The organism is Lawsonibacter sp. OA9, assembly GCF_022440585.1.
In genome coordinates this window covers 2,386,815-2,403,791 of the sequence record NZ_JAKNTI010000022.1, presented here as the reverse complement: position 1 = coordinate 2,403,791, position 16,977 = coordinate 2,386,815, and the positions used below count along the sequence as shown (strand labels likewise).

At 56.5% G+C, this 16,977-nt stretch carries 12 protein-coding genes; 7 read left to right on the top strand and 5 right to left on the bottom strand.

From position 1 onward, the window contains the following. Positions 1–19: 19 nt before the first annotated feature. Together MCG44_RS12865 and MCG44_RS12860 are read left to right on the top strand one after the other, a co-directional pair. Entirely contained in the window at positions 20–1,708 is a 1,689-nt protein-coding gene (locus MCG44_RS12865; RefSeq protein ID WP_186852263.1) for a DAK2 domain-containing protein, read from the top strand. Positions 1,709–2,261: 553 nt separating this feature from the next. Then, positions 2,262–2,780, top strand: coding sequence for a QueT transporter family protein (locus tag MCG44_RS12860; RefSeq protein ID WP_147573344.1), 519 nt, complete (start codon positions 2,262–2,264; stop codon positions 2,778–2,780). Positions 2,781–2,826: 46 nt separating this feature from the next. Here the strand turns inward: MCG44_RS12860 and MCG44_RS12855 are convergent, their stop codons facing one another. Further along, entirely contained in the window at positions 2,827–3,411 is a 585-nt protein-coding gene (locus MCG44_RS12855; RefSeq protein ID WP_147573345.1) for a hydrolase, read from the bottom strand. A gap of 188 nt (positions 3,412–3,599) precedes the next feature. Here MCG44_RS12855 and MCG44_RS12850 point away from each other — a divergent pair, with 188 nt between their 5' ends. Further along, entirely contained in the window at positions 3,600–5,303 is a 1,704-nt protein-coding gene (locus tag MCG44_RS12850; protein WP_240288593.1) for an S-layer homology domain-containing protein, read from the top strand. A 40-nt stretch (positions 5,304–5,343) separates the two neighbouring features. On the opposite strand, the gene MCG44_RS12845 is transcribed toward MCG44_RS12850, so the two are convergent. Then, complete coding sequence (locus MCG44_RS12845) at positions 5,344–6,150, bottom strand: HAD-IIB family hydrolase (protein WP_186853143.1); 807 nt, start codon at positions 6,148–6,150, stop codon at positions 5,344–5,346. Positions 6,151–6,363: 213 nt separating this feature from the next. Between MCG44_RS12845 and MCG44_RS12840 the strand changes: the two genes are divergently transcribed. Beyond that, positions 6,364–6,579, top strand: coding sequence for a hypothetical protein (locus tag MCG44_RS12840; RefSeq protein WP_240288590.1), 216 nt, complete (start codon positions 6,364–6,366; stop codon positions 6,577–6,579). 47 nt (positions 6,580–6,626) lie between these two features. Here the strand turns inward: MCG44_RS12840 and MCG44_RS12835 are convergent, their stop codons facing one another. Beyond that, positions 6,627–8,618 carry a fructose-1,6-bisphosphatase gene (locus MCG44_RS12835; protein ID WP_147573346.1) on the bottom strand — a complete coding sequence of 664 codons (1,992 nt, stop codon included), beginning with the start codon at positions 8,616–8,618 and terminating at the stop codon, positions 6,627–6,629. A gap of 334 nt (positions 8,619–8,952) precedes the next feature. Here MCG44_RS12835 and MCG44_RS12830 point away from each other — a divergent pair, with 334 nt between their 5' ends. Further along, complete coding sequence (locus MCG44_RS12830; protein ID WP_240288928.1) at positions 8,953–10,263, top strand: MATE family efflux transporter; 1,311 nt, start codon at positions 8,953–8,955, stop codon at positions 10,261–10,263. A 39-nt stretch (positions 10,264–10,302) separates the two neighbouring features. Here MCG44_RS12830 and MCG44_RS12825 read toward each other — a convergent pair whose 3' ends face one another. Continuing rightward, a complete protein-coding gene (locus MCG44_RS12825) occupies positions 10,303–10,710 on the bottom strand; it encodes a hypothetical protein (RefSeq protein WP_147573347.1) in 408 nt (135 codons plus the stop codon). A gap of 68 nt (positions 10,711–10,778) precedes the next feature. Continuing rightward, positions 10,779–12,386, bottom strand: a complete 1,608-nt coding sequence (locus MCG44_RS12820; RefSeq protein ID WP_240288588.1) for a peptide chain release factor 3 — start codon at positions 12,384–12,386, stop codon at positions 10,779–10,781. A 226-nt stretch (positions 12,387–12,612) separates the two neighbouring features. Here MCG44_RS12820 and MCG44_RS12815 point away from each other — a divergent pair, with 226 nt between their 5' ends. Then, positions 12,613–13,974, top strand: a complete 1,362-nt coding sequence (locus tag MCG44_RS12815; protein WP_240288927.1) for an MATE family efflux transporter — start codon at positions 12,613–12,615, stop codon at positions 13,972–13,974. Positions 13,975–14,222: 248 nt separating this feature from the next. After that, positions 14,223–16,934 (top strand): S-layer homology domain-containing protein, encoded by a 2,712-nt coding sequence (locus tag MCG44_RS12810; protein WP_240288586.1) that lies wholly within the window; start codon positions 14,223–14,225, stop codon positions 16,932–16,934. The last annotated feature ends 43 nt before the right edge of the window (positions 16,935–16,977 follow it).

Sequence of the window (16,977 nt, the reverse complement as noted above, 5' to 3'; positions counted from 1 at the left end):
AGAAAGGAAAATAGCCACTATGGTACACAATATTGACGCGGCGGCTTTCCAACGAATGGTGATTCATGGAGCCGCTGCCATCAGCGCGCAGAAACAGCCCATCAATGATCTAAATGTATTTCCTGTCCCGGACGGCGACACAGGCACCAATATGTCCCTGACCATCGGCGCGGCCGCCGCGGAGATGAAAAAGAACCGCTATCAGGCTGTGGGTCAGGCCGCCCAGGGGACCGCTTCGGCCCTGCTGCGGGGGGCCCGGGGCAACTCCGGCGTCATCCTGTCTCTGTTGTTCCGCGGCTTTGCCAAGGCGATCAAGGAGAAGGAAACCATGGACGGCCGGGATCTGGCTATCGCTCTGGATTTCGGCGTGGCCGCCGCCTATAAGGCGGTTATGAAGCCCGCCGAGGGCACCATCCTCACGGTGTCCCGTCTGGCCGCCGCCCGGGCCGCCGGCTGTGCCCGGGAGAACAATGACGTCGAGGCCGTGCTGGAGGCCGCCATTCAGGAGGGCCATGTGGCTCTGGCCGACACGGTCAACCTGAATCCCGTGCTGAAGAAAGCCGGGGTAGTGGACGCCGGCGGAAAGGGCTTTCTGGTCATCCTTCAGGGCATGCTGGATGAGCTCCGGGGACTGCCCATGCCTGAGGTGATGGAGGAGAAGGAGGGCTCCGGGGATAAGGCCGATTTTGAGGCCCTGTCCGTGGAGGATATCACCTTTGCCTTCGACACCGTGTATATCATCCGCAAGGACCGGGAGGATGTGGACCTGGAGCCTCTGCGCCGCTATTTGAATTCCATTGGCGACAGTCTGGTCATTGGTGAGGACGACACCGCCTTTAAGGTTCATGTCCACACCAACATACCCGGCCAGGCCCTGACCGAGTCCCAAAAATACGGGACGCTGGAGCTGGCCAAGATCGAGAATATGCGTACCCAGGCGGAGGATCTGGCCGCCGGCAAGCACGTCCAGAGCACTGACGATCTGGAGAATGTGGAGCGGGAGCTGGAGGCCGGCGGGACTGAGGGCCCGGCCAAGGCGGCGCCAGAAAAGAAGTTTGGCTATGTGGCTGTCTGCGCCGGCGCTGGACTGGAGGCTGTATTCCGTGACTTGGGCGTGGACGGACTAGTAGGTGGAGGACAGACCATGAACCCCTCCACAGAGGACATTCTGAAGGAAATCGAGCGCACACCGGCTGAGATCGTCTATGTCCTGCCCAACAATAAAAACATCATTATGGCGGCCGAGCAGTGTGTGTCCCTGTGCGAGGATAAAAAGGTGGTGGTCCTGCCCACCAAGACTATCCCCCAGGGCATCTCCGCTATGCTGTGCGCCGAACCGGACGCCAGCGAGGAGGACAATACTGCCGCCATGACCGACGGCTTTAGCCGGGTCCGGACCAGTGAGATTACCTACGCGGCGCGGGACTCCGACTTTGGCGGCTTTGCCATCAAGCAGGGGGACTATCTGGCCCTGGAGGAGCACCAGCTCTTTGGCACGGACCGGGACTTGGAATCCATGCTGGACCGGCTGGCCCACTCGGAGGGACACCAGGAGGCAGAGTTTATCTCTATCTTCTATGGAGAGGACGTTACAGAGGAGCAGGCCCAGCGGGCGGAGGAGATCTTCGCGGCGGCCTGCCCCAAGGCGGAGGTCAGCCTGCTGCCCGGCGGCCAGCCCGTCTACTACTATATGATATCTGCGGAATAAGGACAAAACAGAGCAGGCCCTCTCCAGATATGGAGAGGGCCTGCTCTGTTTTGCGGTCAGGGACAGGGCGTTCCGTTTTCCTTCTGTCCTGTGGAAGGCTGATTTCAGAATAGCCAAGCGGGCAGTTGCCCGATATGGTGGCTGCCGATTAAACTAAGATTTGAGATTATTGCTGAACTATGAAATTGGAAATAATATCTGCTGCCTTTTCCGCGTTGGAAAAGAGAGCGGGGTACCCTCCGGCTGGGAAAAGATATACAGAAGCTTGGGAAAGCATAGAGGCCATTTTTCTATATTCTTCCTCCGGCTTATGAAATAGCGGACGCTTTTCCTCTATGATTCACCAGCACGGAAAGGACAGAGATCCCTCTGGACAAACAGCGCGGACTGTGGTAAGATATTGCTCGACGAGTTCCTTCCAAACCTCGTCCAAGCATAGAAGCGCCGGGTCTCCGACCGCGAGGAAGCGGAGCGTGGCAGGGGAAGACCTCTGGCTCTATGTTCGTTCAGCGGCTCCGCCGCTGTTCTCTAAACAAAAAATGGAGGTTTTTTCATGTCCAAATTTACCATCAAAGACCTGACTCTGGCGGCGCTGATCGCCGCCGTCTACGCCGTGCTCACCGTGGCTCTGCCTGTCCCTGCATTCAGCGGAGTCCAATTCCGGGTGGCCGAGGCCATGACGGTCCTGCCCTTCCTGTTCCCGGCCGCCACGCCGGGGCTGTTCGTGGGTTGCGTCATCGCCAATCTGTTTTCCCCCTATCCCCTGGATGTGGTGTGCGGCTCCGCCGCCACCCTCATCGCTTGCCTGCTCACCCAGCGGATGCCAAACCGGTGGCTAGCCTCCCTTCCCCCAGTGGTGTGCAACATGGTTATCGTGGGGGCGGAGATCGCCTGGTTCGAGGCCGGCTTCGGCCCGGGTTTTGGAGCAGCCTACGCCTTCAACGCCCTCACCGTAGGGTTGGGCGAGCTGGCCGCCTGCCTTATCCTGGGGCAGTTGCTGCTTTCCGCCCTGCCCAGGGTGCCGGCTCTCCGTCCTTTTATCCCGGAGCGGCGCCTGACTACGACCCGCTGAAGCAAAAGCTCCCGTCCAGAACCGCTGGACGGGAGCTTTTTTTGTGTCAGTCCTCCCCCTCCAGAAAGTAGGAGGCCTCCATGTCGGCCACAGCCAAGGCAAACGCCAGGGGATACTTCTGCAGGGCCTGGCCCACGGTGCGGTTATCCTCGGGCCCGGAAAAGCCCATGTGCCAGCGGATGGCCATAGCCTCCTCCCTGGTCAGACGGATGTAGCCGTTGGCGATGTATACGCTCTTCTCCCCGTGACCATAGGGCAGGGGGTCGTCAAAGGTGTAAGAGGGCACTTTCTCCCATTGACCGGTGGCGTCGTTCTTCACGTTGCGGAACCCCTTTTTATAGCACCCCACTTTGCACAGGTCGTGGAGCAGGGCCACAATAGCCACAGACTCCTCGCCGTACTCCAGGCCATAGAGCTCCTGGACCCGCTCACGCTGGAGATAGTCCACCAGACAGTGATATACGTTCAGGCTGTGCTCACACAGACCGCCTTCATAGGCCCCGTGATACCGGGCGGAGGCGGGGGCCGTGAAGAAATCGCTTTTATTTTCCAGAAAATCCAGCAGCTTGTCGGCCCCCTCCCGGGTGATGGTGGACTTGAAAATGTCGATAAATTCCTCTTTGCAGGACATGGTGTTCCTCCCTGATCTCAGCCACGCTGGAAGGCGGAGCTGGCATTTATTCTATTATATCATACAGGGGCTTGAAATGCCAGAATGGGCGGCGCCCCTAAATTTAATTTTATTTCAATGGAACAGGCGGAGCGGTTCTGCTATGATAGACCTACCATAAAACTTGATTGAGATTAGGAGGAGATGTGATGCGCCTGTGGAGAGGAATTTTAGCTGGGACACTGGCCTTGTGCCTGGCAGTCCCAGTCTGTGCCGCTCCGGTGGAGGACACTGTGGCCCAGCAGCGACAGGAGGACCTGGATTTCCTGTATGACACACTGAAACGGGGCCATCCGGACCTGTTTGCCAACACGCCGGAAGAGGAGTTCCTGGCTCGGAGGGGGGAGATAGAGAAGTCGCTGGCTTCGGCCAGCGACCAGACCTTTGCGCTGGATCTGCAAAGCCTGGTTGCTATGGTGGGAGATTCCCACACTACGATAGCTCTGGGCAGCCTGGCCCAGACCATGCGCTATTATCCCATAGCCCTCACTTGGAGGGATGGGAAGTGGTATCTGACTACAGCCCCCGCTGCAGGGAAGGATATGCTGGGGCGGCAGGTCACCGCGGTTAACGGCAGGACTATGGAGCGGGTCGTGGAGGCCTTTGGGGTGGTCCTCAGCGCGGACAACCAGGTAAAACTGCGGCGGCAGTACCGGCAGACCTGTAATGTGGCGGACTTCTACGAATATTTGGGCCTGGTGGAGAAGGGGAAGCCTTTGATCTTGACGCTCACCGGCGGGGAGAGCCTGGAGATCGCTCCTGTGGCCGCGGAGGAGCTGGGCCGGACAGATCTTGTCCAGATGGGCGCTTCTTTGTCCCAGCCCGCGACGGCTGGCCGGGACCAGAATTATCTGGCCTTTCCACTGAATGACAGCGCCTATTATATCCAATATAACAGCTGCATGGAGGACCCGGACCTACCTATGGAGCGATTTTCCGGTCAGGTGCAGGCCGAACTGGAGGCTGGGGATTATCGCCGCATCCTCCTCGATTTACGCAATAATGGAGGCGGCTCCGACGGGGTCATCTGGCCTCTCCTGGAGGTGCTCCGCCAGGAGATGGACAGGGGAACCGAGGTGGTAAGTCTGATCGGGGAGACCACTTTTTCGTCCGCTATCATCAATGCCGTAGAGCTTCAGGAGATGGGAGCGGCGCTGGTGGGCGACCTGACCAGCGGCAGCGTGGACCACTTTGGGTCAGTGGGCTCCTTCCGCCTGCCCAACTCCGGGCTACAGGTGGGCTGCTCCCGGAAGTATATTGATCTGGGGACACTGCTAGACGCTGACGCCGGGCGGGGCGTGGAATCGCTGGAACCCGATGTACTGGTACCCCAGACCATGGAGGACACGCTGGAGGGCCGCGACACCGCGGTGGAGTGGCTGCTGGCCAATCCCCAGCGGCTGGAGCAAAAGGAATACCCTGGCGCTCCACTGACTCGCGGACGGTTCGTGGCTCTGCTGTGGCAGGCAGCTGGAAGTCCGGACGCACAGAGCGTGGAGATTGCGGATGTTCTCGGCATCGAGTGGTATCTCCCAGCGATTTACTGGGCCGTTGAGAGCGGTGTGGCCACTGGTATTGGAGAGGGCGGATTCCAGGCCGCCCGACCCATCACCCGTCAGGAGGCGGCTGTGATGGCGGTCAAGGCTGCCCAGCTGTCCGGCCGGGCCGGACAGGGGGAGTTTACTGAGCCTGCGGATGGAGATCAGATTGCCCTGTGGGCCCAGGAAGGAGTTATGCAGGCCCTTTCCCTTGATTTGATGGAGCTTCGGGGCGGAGCGTTCCGCCCGCTGGACCCCATGACACGGACGGAAGGGGAGAAACTGGCCGGCTTATTGTTACAGAAGGAACATTAGGAAAAAGCGCGCGGGGCCTAGCTCCGCGCGCTTTTTATCTTTAATAGAGCTTGTCCAGTATCTCCACGATATCGCCGATGACCCCGTCATCACAGTGGCACAGGACCCGCGCACCCCAGTCCCGGACCTCTTGGGCACAGTTGGCGGGGGCGAAGGGGATGGCCGACCGGGCCAGCATAGGAATGTCGTTCTGGTTGTCCCCCACACAGTACACCTTTCCGGGGTCGATGCCCAGCAGAGACACTAGATGGTCCACCATACCACCCTTGGTGCTTCCCTTTTTGGTGATCTCCAGGTAGTAGGGATTGGAGAAGATGGCCTCATACAGGTGGCCGTACCGCTCCAACAGCCACCGCTGGACCTCAAGAAGAAGTGGGTGATCCTGCTGGAGGATGGCCTTGGTCCAGGGGACGGGCATCTGGCTGACGGGTCTGACCTCATAGTCTGTGCCTACCTTTTTCATATGGGCGTCTGTGATGGGATTGGGGTTGTAGACAAAGATATCCTCGTCGTGATAAGTTTCGATGCCCAGGGAGGGAAAGGCATCCATCAGCGCCCCAAAATCCTGGGGGGCGGTAGGGGACAGGAGCGTCTGGACTAGCATCCGGCCCTGGTGAAAGTCGTACAGGGCGGAGCCGTTGGACAGCACCACGGGGACGTCGATCGGGACCAGATGGACGTGGGGGGAGAAGGTCCTGTGGGCTCTTCCAGTGGCCACGGTGAAGCGGCCACCCTGTCTGCGGAAGTAGTCCAGGGCCTTCAGGTTCCGTTCCGGCACCCGGTGGTGGGAGTCATAGAGCGTATCGTCGAAATCACTGACCAGCAGCAGACCGTCAAATTTTCCCATGGGGGACTTCCTTTCCGCCCTATTGGGGCATTGATGGGAGCGCCATAAAAATACCGCGCTACAACCAAAGAGGCGCGGGATCAAGAGCAGAGAAAAGACCATTCAGGCCCTATACCGGCGCGGCCCAATTAGGAGGACCCGCCGCCCCTCTATTTTGGGGGAATGCACATCCAGCCGTGTCTGCGCCTAGATGTGCATGGCTGAAAATATTGTATGCTATGGGGCCACGCTTGTCAAGGCTGGACGCCGGTAGGGGAAGGAGTGGGGGAGGAGGAAACAGGGCGGAAGCCTGTCCTGTCCCAGGATGGGATGGAGCAGGGCCAGGCCATGGTGTCCCAGGCGGTTCAGGAGGGGTGTGAGGAGATGTCCGTGGTTCAGGGCACCGGGGCGGTGGACCACCTGTATTATTACATCTTTGTGAAAAAATAGAAAACTGGGGCTGTCACAGCGTGACAGTCCCAGTTCAAACAGAGGGGTCAATCCTTGTGGTCCTCGGTGACCGCACCGGCACGGTAGGCCTCCAGCAGCCGACGAAGGTCATTGGCCTGGGCCTGGAGCTTTTTACCGATGTCCGTTTCGGCAATTTTAACCCGGGCGTCCATCCTCTCAAAAATGAGGGAGTTGTTGGCAATATCGTGATTATAGCGAATGGCCTCCAGCCGGCCCTCAAAGGGCTGGTGGGACACGATGCGGATATTCCGGGAGTTGTAGATCAGCGTATAGCCAGCGATGCCGCTGGTGGGCTGATAGGCCTTGCAGAACCCACCGTCGATGACGATGAGCCTGCCGCCGCCCTTGATGGGGCTCTCGCCCTTCTTGGCCTTGACGGGAATATGGCCGTTGATGATATGGCAATGGGGACCCTCCAGGCCAAACTCCTTCAGAATGCGCTCGCACACCTCCGGGTCGTTATAAAGGGTGTAGTAGCAGTTTTTGGGCTCGGTCCAGGCACCCTCATCCTTGATGAGCCGCCGCTCAAAGGTGGTCATTCGGTCCCGGCCGAAGATGGGGCTGTTCCGGCCCGCCCAGAGCCACCACAGGAAGTCCATGCCGAACTGCCGCTCCGGGGAACCGGGCTTGTCATAATAAGCCTTGCGGGCGGTCTTCTCGGCGTAGTCCAAAAACTCCCTGCCCGAGCGCTCTTTTCCGCCGATGGTGAATTTCAGGAAGGAGCCATCCTCGGCCATGGGGATGCAGCCGTGAAACAGGAGATTGCCATTGAACACCTTGTACAGCCCGCCCTTGGAGTAGAGGAAGCGGATGTGCTGCTGCAGCTTCTCGCTGCGTTGGAAGGAGGCGGTGAGCTGGTCAATGACCTGGCTCTCCTCTGGTGTCAGGGCATAGGGATCGGCTGGGTCCACAGTAGGGAAGTCACAGTCCTCTAAAGGATAGGTCACGCCAGAAATGGTAATAGACTTGGTGTCATAGTCGATTTTGTCCAGCAGCAAACGGTCGGACATATTAAATTCCGGACAGCGGACCAGTTTCTGTCCCTCCAACTTGAAGAGGATAATGGTGATGGCCTTGTGCATCCGGGCGGACAGCAGCTTGTCCTTCTCGCTGTACTGGTCGGCGTCTGGGCCGGTAAGCTTGACAGCGAAGCGGTGGGTGTCGCAGTCCTTGTATACCTCGTTAGCGAAGATGGACAGGGGGCGCAGGGAGATGCCGTACCCAGTTTCGATGACATCCAAGTTATTATAGTGGATGGAGTTAGCCAACACGGTAGCCACCAGAGTCCGGGAGCCAGAGGCGGCCCCCATCCAAAGGATATCATGGTTGCCCCACTGGATGTCCACGCTGTGGTAGTTCAACAGGGCGTCCATTACCACGTCTGCCCGTGGCCCCCGGTCGAAGATATCGCCCACAATATGGAGATGATCCACCGCCATCCGCTTAATGACCTCGCACACGGCCTCAATAAAGCTGGGGGCCTGGTCGATGTCGATGATGGTGTTGATGATATTTTCATAGTAGTCCCGTTTGTCCGCCTCGTCATAATGGGTATGGAGCAGCTCATCGATGATATAGGCGTAGTCCTTGGGCAGAGCTTTCCGGACCTTGGACCGGGTATATTTGGAGGATACCCAGCGGCATACCTCGATGAGACGATGTAGGGTGATGCGGTACCACTCATTCAGATCAGAGGTCTGCTTGGCAATGAGGGCCAGCTTCTCCTCCGGGTAGTAGATCAAGGTGGACAGCTCATCCCGCTCAGACCGGGGCAGGCTGGTGCCAAACAGCTCATCCAGCTTTTCCTTCACCACACCGGAGCAGGAATTGAGAATATGGTTGAACGCCTCATACTCCCCGTGGATATCAGAAATAAAGTGCTCTGTCCCTTTGGGAAGGTTCAAAATAGCCTGAAGATTGATGATTTCGGTGCTGGCTGCCTGCACCGTGGGATACTGTCTGGCCAGGAGCCGAAGATAGCGCAGCTCATCTGGCTTGAAGGTCTTTTTGGTTTTCATAAAACGGCCTCCTTTTTCTGCCCGTCCGGCTACTTATTAGCCGGATATTCAAATTCTCCCCCATTTTACACCCCAGGCGGCAGAAAAAAAAGAGAGAGAAACCAAAATAGTATGCGGAAATTATCCAAATTAAGTGAGACGATCTGATTTTCTATGGTATCCCAAGCCGAAGTTCACAGAAAGTTTCTTTTCTTTTTTTGGCTGGCATGATATACTAATTATTACGGCTTTCTTAACTTTATCATGTGTGCTTTGAAACAAGAAAGGAAGTGTCCCCGTGTCTAGCAATTACAGGGGCGAGGAAGCTCTGGCCGCTGCCCCTATCGGTGGATTGATGCTTCGGCTGGCAGTCCCGGCAGTCGCCGCCCAGCTCATCAATATGCTGTATAACATCGTGGACCGAATCTATATCGGCCATATCCCTGTGGTGGGTAAAACCGCTTTGACCGGTCTTGGGGTTTCTTTCCCCATTCTGATGCTGGTGTCCGCCTTCGCCGCCTTTTCCGGCATGGGCGGGGCCCCACTGGCCTCCATTCGGCTGGGGGCCGGCGACCGGAAGGGGGCTGAACAGATCCTTGGAAATTCTACCACCCTTCTGCTGGGCACCGCCGCGGTGCTGACGGTATTTTTCTCCCTGTTTAAGCGGCCTCTCCTGATGGCCTTTGGCGCCTCGGAGGACACAGTGGGCTACGCGCTGGAATACTTATCCATCTATCTATTGGGCACAGTGTTCGTCCAGCTTGCCCTTGGTCTGAACACCTTTATCAGTGCCCAGGGGAAAGCCCTCACCTCTATGCTCTCCGTCCTGATTGGCGCTGTGCTAAATATCGTCCTGGACCCGATTTTTATTTTTGGGTTCCAAATGGGGGTGCGCGGCGCGGCCTTGGCCACAATTCTCTCCCAGGCTGTCAGTGCCTGCTGGGTTGTCGGCTTTTTGTGTACTAAGCGGTCCGGGCTTCGGATCCGGCTGGCCAATATGGCTTTGAAAAAGGAGATTGTATCCAGGATTGCGGCGCTGGGCGTGGCCCCCTTTATCATGCAGTCCACAGAAAGCCTGGTCACTGTCGTTCTCAATTCTAGTCTTCAGACCTTTGGCGGAGATCTTTATGTGGGAACGCTTACGATTATGCAGAGCGTGATGCAGATGGTGGTCATGCCCGTCCAGGGAATCACCCAGGGGACCCAGCCCATCATGAGCTATAACTTCGGGGCAAAAAACTTCCAGCGGGTCCGCCAGGTGTTCAAACGGCTGCTGACCGTGACGATGACCGTCACCATCACCGCCTTTCTAATCGTATCCCTGTTCCCCGGCCAACTGGCCCAAATCTTCAACGACGACCAGGAACTGGTCGCTCTGGTGGACAGGGTCATGCCGGTTTTCTTCGCCGGGATCTGGGCCTTTGGGGCCCAAATGGCCTGTCAGACTACCTTCATGGCGCTGGGCCAGGCCAAGACCAGCCTGTTTCTTGCCCTGTTGAGAAAGGTGATCCTTTTGGTGCCTCTTGCCATCCTTCTGCCCCGAATCACCAACAGCGTAATGGGGGTCTATATCGCCGAGCCGGTGGCTGATATTCTAGCCTCTGCCACCACGCTGACCATTTTCCTTACCCGGCGAAAAAAGCTGCTGCCCACCCCGAAAGACTGAAAAAGCAGCGCCCCCCAGGAGGGGGCGCTGTTTTTTAATTTAATCAGGCAGGTCCTGATCTGGGGCCGGAGCTTGCCCTTGGCCGTCCGCTAGGGCCGATAGCCGGAGTAGGGCCGCGGCCAAAACAAAGAGAGAGGCCCACAGGTCGGTCTCGGCGGCCCGGCAAGCGGATGGATCACAACGGTCTGCCTCCGCCCAGCCCTTTAGAGCAAGACCAAAGAAGAAGGTCAGTGCCCCTACCACCAGTGCGTTGGCAGCCAGACGGAGGGAAAAGACATCAGGGAGCTTCTGGATCTCGCCTTTCAGGACACGGTACAGCCCCTGCCGTTGGATGGCTGTGGCGGCCCAGGACAGGCAGACGGACAAGATCAACAGGATTAAAAAATACAATGAGGCGTCTGCGTCCGCCAGCTGGCGGCATAGCGTGTCCTCATCTTCCCATTCCATAGAAAGCACCCCCTCGGTCTAGTGTATCCGAGGGGGCGCTGTATTGTGAGAACAGGGGGAGGGAGACATTAAAACTTTGCCCCGCCGAACTCAGCCAGGACCAGTCCCTTGTTCCGGTCCTGTACCCATTGAATAGACCACTGGGAGGCGAACAGCAGCAGCTGGTTGCCCTTGTAGTCCTCCACCAGCTTGGCGTCATTGGGGAGCAGCAGGTCCTCCTCTCTGAGAGCGGGGGCCTCCTCGTCCTCCTTGACAATCCAGCGCAGGTATTCGAAGGGCAGGCTCTCCTTATATAGCTCCACGTTGTACTCGCTGCGCAGGCGGTACTCCAGCACATCGAATTGCAGAGTGCCCACCACGCCAACAATCACCTCTTCCATGCCGGTGTAGGGAGTCTTGAAGATCTGGATGGCGCCCTCCTGGGCGATCTGCTCCACACCCTTGAGAAACTGCTTTCGCTTCATGGTATCCACCGAGCGGATGCGCTGAAAGTGCTCCGGGGCAAAGGTGGGGATGGGATCAAAGCGGAATTTCTTGCCGGGGGCGCACAGGGTGTCCCCAATGGAGAAGATACCGGGATCGAACACACCGATGATGTCGCCGGCATAGGCCTCCTCGATGATCTCACGTTCGGCGGCCATCAGCTGCTGCGGCCGGGACAGACGGATCTTCTTTCCGCCCTGCAGGTGGTAGACCTCCTTATCCGCCTCAAATTTACCGGACACGATTCGCATAAAAGCGATCCGGTCCCGGTGAGCCTTATTCATATTGGCCTGGATCTTAAAGACGAAGGCGGAGAAGTCCTCGTCGAAGGAGTCGATCACCTTATCTCCCGCCTTTCGGGGCAGGGGAGCGGTGGTCAACCGAAGAAATTCCTCCAGAAAAGGTTCCACGCCGAAGTTGGTCAGGGCGGAACCGAAAAACACCGGGGAGAGCTTGCCGTGGCGCACCCGGTCCAGATCAAAGTCACAGCTTGCCCCGTCCAGCAGCTCGATCTCGTCCACCAGCTGGTCCCGTTTGGCCTGACCGATCAGGTCGGCCAGGGCCGGATCCTCCAGCTCGATTTCTGTGGCGGTCGCCGCCCGGGCGTTGGTATTAGAGGTAAAATGGATCACCCGGCCATTGTTCCGGTCGTAAACGCCCTTAAACTCCTTGCCGCAGCCGATAGGCCAGTTCATAGCATAGGTGTCCAATCCCAGCTCATGCTCCAGCTCCTCACACAGCTCAAAGGGGTCCCGTGCCTCTCGGTCCATCTTGTTGATAAAAGTAAAAATGGGGATGTCCCGCATGGCGCACACCTTGAAAAGCTTCCTGGTCTGGGCTTCCACGCCCTTGGCCCCGTCGATGACCATGACGGCGGAATCGGCGGCCATGAGAGTGCGGTAGGTGTCCTCGGAGAAGTCCTGGTGGCCTGGGGTGTCCAGAATGTTGATGCAGTAGCCCTCGTACTGAAACTGCATCACCGAGGAGGTGACGGAGATCCCTCTCTGCTTCTCAATCTCCATCCAGTCGGAGGTGGCCGCCCGGGTATTCTTCTTGCCCTTCACCTGACCGGCCTGGGCGATGGCCCCGCCGTAGAGCAGGAATTTCTCCGTCAAGGTGGTTTTGCCCGCGTCCGGGTGGCTGATGATGGCGAAGGTGCGGCGGCGTTTGATCTCAGATTCGTATCTCGACAAAGGAGTCCACTCCCTCTAAAAAATAGTGATTTCATAATTTAGCAAACTATTTTACCACAGGAGAGCCGGGCCCGCAAGGGGTAGAAGGATATTTCTACTCCAAGGAAACCACAGAAAGAAAGCCATTGACATTAAAATTTCTTTCCACTATAATCTATTACTGTCTGTATTGCTCGAAATATGAAAAAAGGGGGAACTGGAAGTGGAGCGACCCGCAGAGAACAAGATGGGCGTTATGCCGGTAAATAAACTGCTGCTGAACATGGCGGTGCCTATGATTATATCCATGCTGGTCCAGGCGTTTTATAATGTGGTGGACAGCGTATTTGTGGCCCAGCTCAGCGAGGACGCCTTGAATGCGGTGTCTCTGGCCTTTCCAGTCCAAAACCTGATGATCGCCGTGGCCGTGGGTACTGGAGTAGGTATCAATGCCCTTCTGTCCCGCAGCCTGGGACAGAAAGATTTTGAGCGGGCCAACCAGACGGCCATGAACGGCCTGTTCCTGGCCGCGGCCAGTTGTCTGGTGTTTACCATACTGGGTTGGACCTGCGCCCGGCTGTTTTATACCGTACAGACTGACATCCCCGGCATTGTGGAGTATGGCACGGACTATCTGACCATCGTGTCCGGGGTCAGTGTGGGAATCTTCTTGTCCATCGCCTGTGAGCGGTTGCTCCAGGCTACCGGCCGTACCTTCTACACCATGATTACCCAGGCCACCGGCGCGATTATCAACATCATTCTGGACCCCATTCTCATCTTTGGATTGTTTGGCTTTCCCCGAATGGAGGTAGCTGGTGCTGCTGTGGCCACCGTGGTTGGACAGATCTGCGGCGGCCTGCTGGCCCTGTTCTTCAACCTGACGCGCAACCCGGACATCAAGTTGAGCTGGAAGAATTTTTTGCCCCGCAAAGCCATCGTGGCTGGGATCTACAGCGTGGGTATCCCCTCGATTGCCATGCAGTCCATCGGCTCGGTAATGGTGTTTGGGATGAACCAGATCCTGATCGCCTTCACGGCTACTGCCACCGCGGTCTTTGGTGTCTATTTCAAGCTCCAGTCTTTTATCTTCATGCCTGTCTTTGGCTTGAATAACGGCATGGTGCCGATCGTGGCTTACAACTACGGGGCCAGGAAGCCGGACCGGATTATCAAGACCATCAAGCTGAGTATAACCTATGCTGTAGGTATTATGGCGGTGGGGCTGCTCCTGTTTCAGATGATCCCCCATGTGTTTTTGGGGTTGTTCATGGCGGAAGGAGAGGGCGGTGGAGATATGCTGACCATCGGAGTCCCCGCCTTGCGCACCATCTCTTACAGCTTCCTGTTTGCCGGCTTCGCCATCGTCTCCTCCTCCGTATTCCAGGCTCTAGGTCACGGTGTGCTCTCCCTGGCCGTTTCGGTGGTGCGGCAGCTGGTGGTCCTGCTCCCTATGGCATTCCTCCTGGCCCAGACGGGGGAGCTTTCGCTGGTATGGTGGTCCATCCCCATCGCGGAGCTGTTCTCTTTGGCCATGTCTGCGTTGTTCCTCCGCCGAGTCTACCGGAAGGAGATCGCCCCTATGAGGGAATCTCCAAAGCTACTCTGAGGTATCCTAATGAAAGCAGCGGCTCCGCAAAAGCGGAGCCGCTGCTTTTCAATTTAAGATATCGGTCCCTCCGGCTAGAAGGAGGAATATTGGAAAGGTATACTTTTACAAATTTGTACAGAAGCATACTTTATCAATAAAAATTATATGCATTAATATTGCAATATAATGCAAGAATATTTCTTGATATTTAAGTATGCTTCCTTAAAAATTATAAAAGTATAGTTACTTAAAGGAGGTCTATTCCCATGAAAAAATGGCAGAGAAGTTTACTAGCCGTCTTGTCCTTCTGTCTCTGTCTTCTGCCAATGACGGTGTCGGCAACAGAGGAAGATGGAGAGAGTATTTCTGTCGGAAATGTGACTCTGACTCCAGAAACAGAATACGCTAAAACGGACATGGGGACAGTCACAACTGAGGGCGCTACCCAAGAGGACTATAACATCCGCTGGGAGGCATCCTCTGCGACATTGACGCTGAATGGTGCGGAGATTAGCGCAGAGGATATCTCTGCCATCCAGGCAGACATAGAAAAGCTGACCATTTCACTGATTGGAGAAAATCGTATTTCCTCAAAGAATACCCAAGAGAATGTTGAGTTCTTTGCCATTCAAAACAGTGGTGAGATCGAATTTCTTGAGAGTGAAGAAGATTCTTCCCTGACTATTTCCGTTTCACAGGCAGCGGAGTCTGGCAGTACCGAAAAAATATCAGGTATCTATACCGGAGCAGGACTGGTCAACAATGCCACACTTTTTATCGAAATCTCTGTGCCATCCCAGGCCGGGTATAGTGATACCATAGCCGGTATTATAGGCGGCGAGTATGAAGAGCAATCTGCGTTTCTAAAAAATACGGGTAAAATCACCGCTGAAATTCAGAATCAAAGCCTGACCACTTGGAGTGGTGCGGACGTTTATGGGATACTGATCTACAGCGGAGGGATGGAGAACAGCGGAGAGTTGGACTTGACTGTTTCTACAGTAAATGGAGATGCCTATGGCCTGCGCGGTACCAGCACCTCGGTTCCATGGCAGAACAATGGTCTGATCAGGTCGGATGTAGTGGCTTACGGTGGCAATTACGAGGGTGTGTCAGAGGAGCTGCATAAGGGCTCGAATCATGCCTGTGCGGTTTCTGTTGTGAGCGATCAAATGGAGATGACCAATGCTGGAACCATGGAGTTGACTGCGAAAAACGCTGGAAACAACCTAACTGCGGAATATGCGATTGGCCTTGAACTGGACAGCTCCTCATCGGTTTTAAATAACACGGGGACTATCCACTGCAGAGCCTATGATGCCTATACATGGGGCATTTATTTAAGCAATCTGACGGATAATGCTACATTAACGAATTCGGGAAGCATCACAATCGAGGCCACAACTGATGGCCAATCTGACGGAGAGCAAATCGGTCCTGCCTGTGCTACGGGGATCGGAATCAATATGGACAATTTTGAGACTGATCCAGTCCCCGTCAGGACTGAATTGGTTTTAGAACCAGGGTCCTCTCTATCCATCTCAACTCATGCCGCTGGGGACGTGGATAGTCCAGAAGAAGTCACATATATGTATTGCCAAGCCATTCAGCTTCAAAAGATTTATTACGGCGGCGACCCACAGTATGACGAAAAGCCTCAAGAAATCATGTTAGCAGATGATCTCATAATCTTAAAAGACGGCGAGTACGATGGCGGAGCGCCGCTGACTGAATTCTTAGAGGACTACATCGACTTGGGAATGTATGTATATATCAATACAATTGGTAATTATTTTACCAATCCGGAGGATGGAAGCGTTTATTCTGTCCCCTCTAAAACAGTTACGATCCTTCCCTCTTTGACAGGAAATGTGGTTATCTCTGGTACGGCAGAGATTGGCCAAACGCTTGTTGCGGAAACAAGTGGAATCCCGGATAACATATCTGTTTCCTATCAATGGCAGTCCGGTGATACTGCGGACGGAATGTTCTATGATATCAGCGGCGCGACGGAAGCTGCCTATATGATGACCAATGAGGACGCAGGTAAATATATTCGTGTAGTGGTAACTCCCGTTGCTGGCTCTGGCTATGCGGGAAGACTTTCCGCGACAACCGAAACCAGCGTTTCAACACCATCCTCTGGCGGCGGCGGCTCCAGCAGCTACTCCATCAGCGTGGACAAGAACATTGACAACGGCAGTGTGACCGTGTCCCCCAAGAGCGCCTCCAGCGGCCGGACGGTGACCATCACCGTCAAGCCCGACGAGGGCTATGAGCTGGACGAGCTGACCGTCACCGACAAGAACGGGGACGAGATCAAGCTGACCGACAAGGGCGATGGCAAGTATACCTTCAAGATGCCCCGGTCCAAGGTGACCATTGAGGCCTCCTTCATGGAGATCGACCACCAGGATACCTGTCCCGCCGCCGGCTTCCGGGATGTGGACGAGGACGCCTGGTACCATGAGGCGGTGGACTACGCCCTGGACAACGGCCTGATGTCCGGTGTGTCCGACCGGGAGTTCGCCCCCGGCAGCACCCTGACCCGCGCCATGGTGGCCCAGATGCTGTACAGCCTGGAGGGCAAGCCCGCGGCCGGCAGCGCTGACTTCGCTGACGTGGCGGAGGACGCCTGGTACGCCGACGCCATTTCCTGGGCGGCCGGCGAGGGCATCGTGTCCGGCTACGGGGACACCTTCGGCCCCAACGATCCCATTACACGGGAGCAGCTGGCGGCCATCCTGTACCGCTACGCCCAGAACGAGGGGTACAAGACCAGCCAGAGCGGCAAGGGGACAGAGGGCTATCTGGACGCCTCCTCCATCTCCAGCTATGCCGTGAAGGCCATGGACTGGGCGGTGAACGCCGGTCTGCTGTCCGGCAAGGGGAACAACACCCTGGCGCCTACCGCCGGGGCCACCCGTGCCCAGGTAGCACAAATCTTCATGAACTTCTGTGAGAATATCGCAAAGTAAATGCCGGTACAGAGAGCGGGACGCCCCTTGGGGGCGTCCCGCT

Excerpts from the sequence above, each read along its gene's own strand:
- MCG44_RS12865 (WP_186852263.1), top strand. The coding sequence starts at position 20 with ATGGTACACAATATTGACGCGGCGGCTTTCCAACGAATGGTGATTCAT.
- MCG44_RS12860 (WP_147573344.1), top strand. The coding sequence starts at position 2,262 with ATGTCCAAATTTACCATCAAAGACCTGACTCTGGCGGCGCTGATCGCC.
- MCG44_RS12855 (WP_147573345.1), bottom strand. The coding sequence starts at position 3,411 with ATGTCCTGCAAAGAGGAATTTATCGACATTTTCAAGTCCACCATCACC.
- MCG44_RS12850 (WP_240288593.1), top strand. The coding sequence starts at position 3,600 with ATGCGCCTGTGGAGAGGAATTTTAGCTGGGACACTGGCCTTGTGCCTG.
- MCG44_RS12845 (WP_186853143.1), bottom strand. The coding sequence starts at position 6,150 with ATGGGAAAATTTGACGGTCTGCTGCTGGTCAGTGATTTCGACGATACG.
- MCG44_RS12840 (WP_240288590.1), top strand. The coding sequence starts at position 6,364 with ATGCTATGGGGCCACGCTTGTCAAGGCTGGACGCCGGTAGGGGAAGGA.
- MCG44_RS12835 (WP_147573346.1), bottom strand. The coding sequence starts at position 8,618 with ATGAAAACCAAAAAGACCTTCAAGCCAGATGAGCTGCGCTATCTTCGG.
- MCG44_RS12830 (WP_240288928.1), top strand. The coding sequence starts at position 8,953 with ATGCTTCGGCTGGCAGTCCCGGCAGTCGCCGCCCAGCTCATCAATATG.
- MCG44_RS12825 (WP_147573347.1), bottom strand. The coding sequence starts at position 10,710 with ATGGAATGGGAAGATGAGGACACGCTATGCCGCCAGCTGGCGGACGCA.
- MCG44_RS12815 (WP_240288927.1), top strand. The coding sequence starts at position 12,613 with ATGGGCGTTATGCCGGTAAATAAACTGCTGCTGAACATGGCGGTGCCT.
- MCG44_RS12810 (WP_240288586.1), top strand. The coding sequence starts at position 14,223 with ATGAAAAAATGGCAGAGAAGTTTACTAGCCGTCTTGTCCTTCTGTCTC.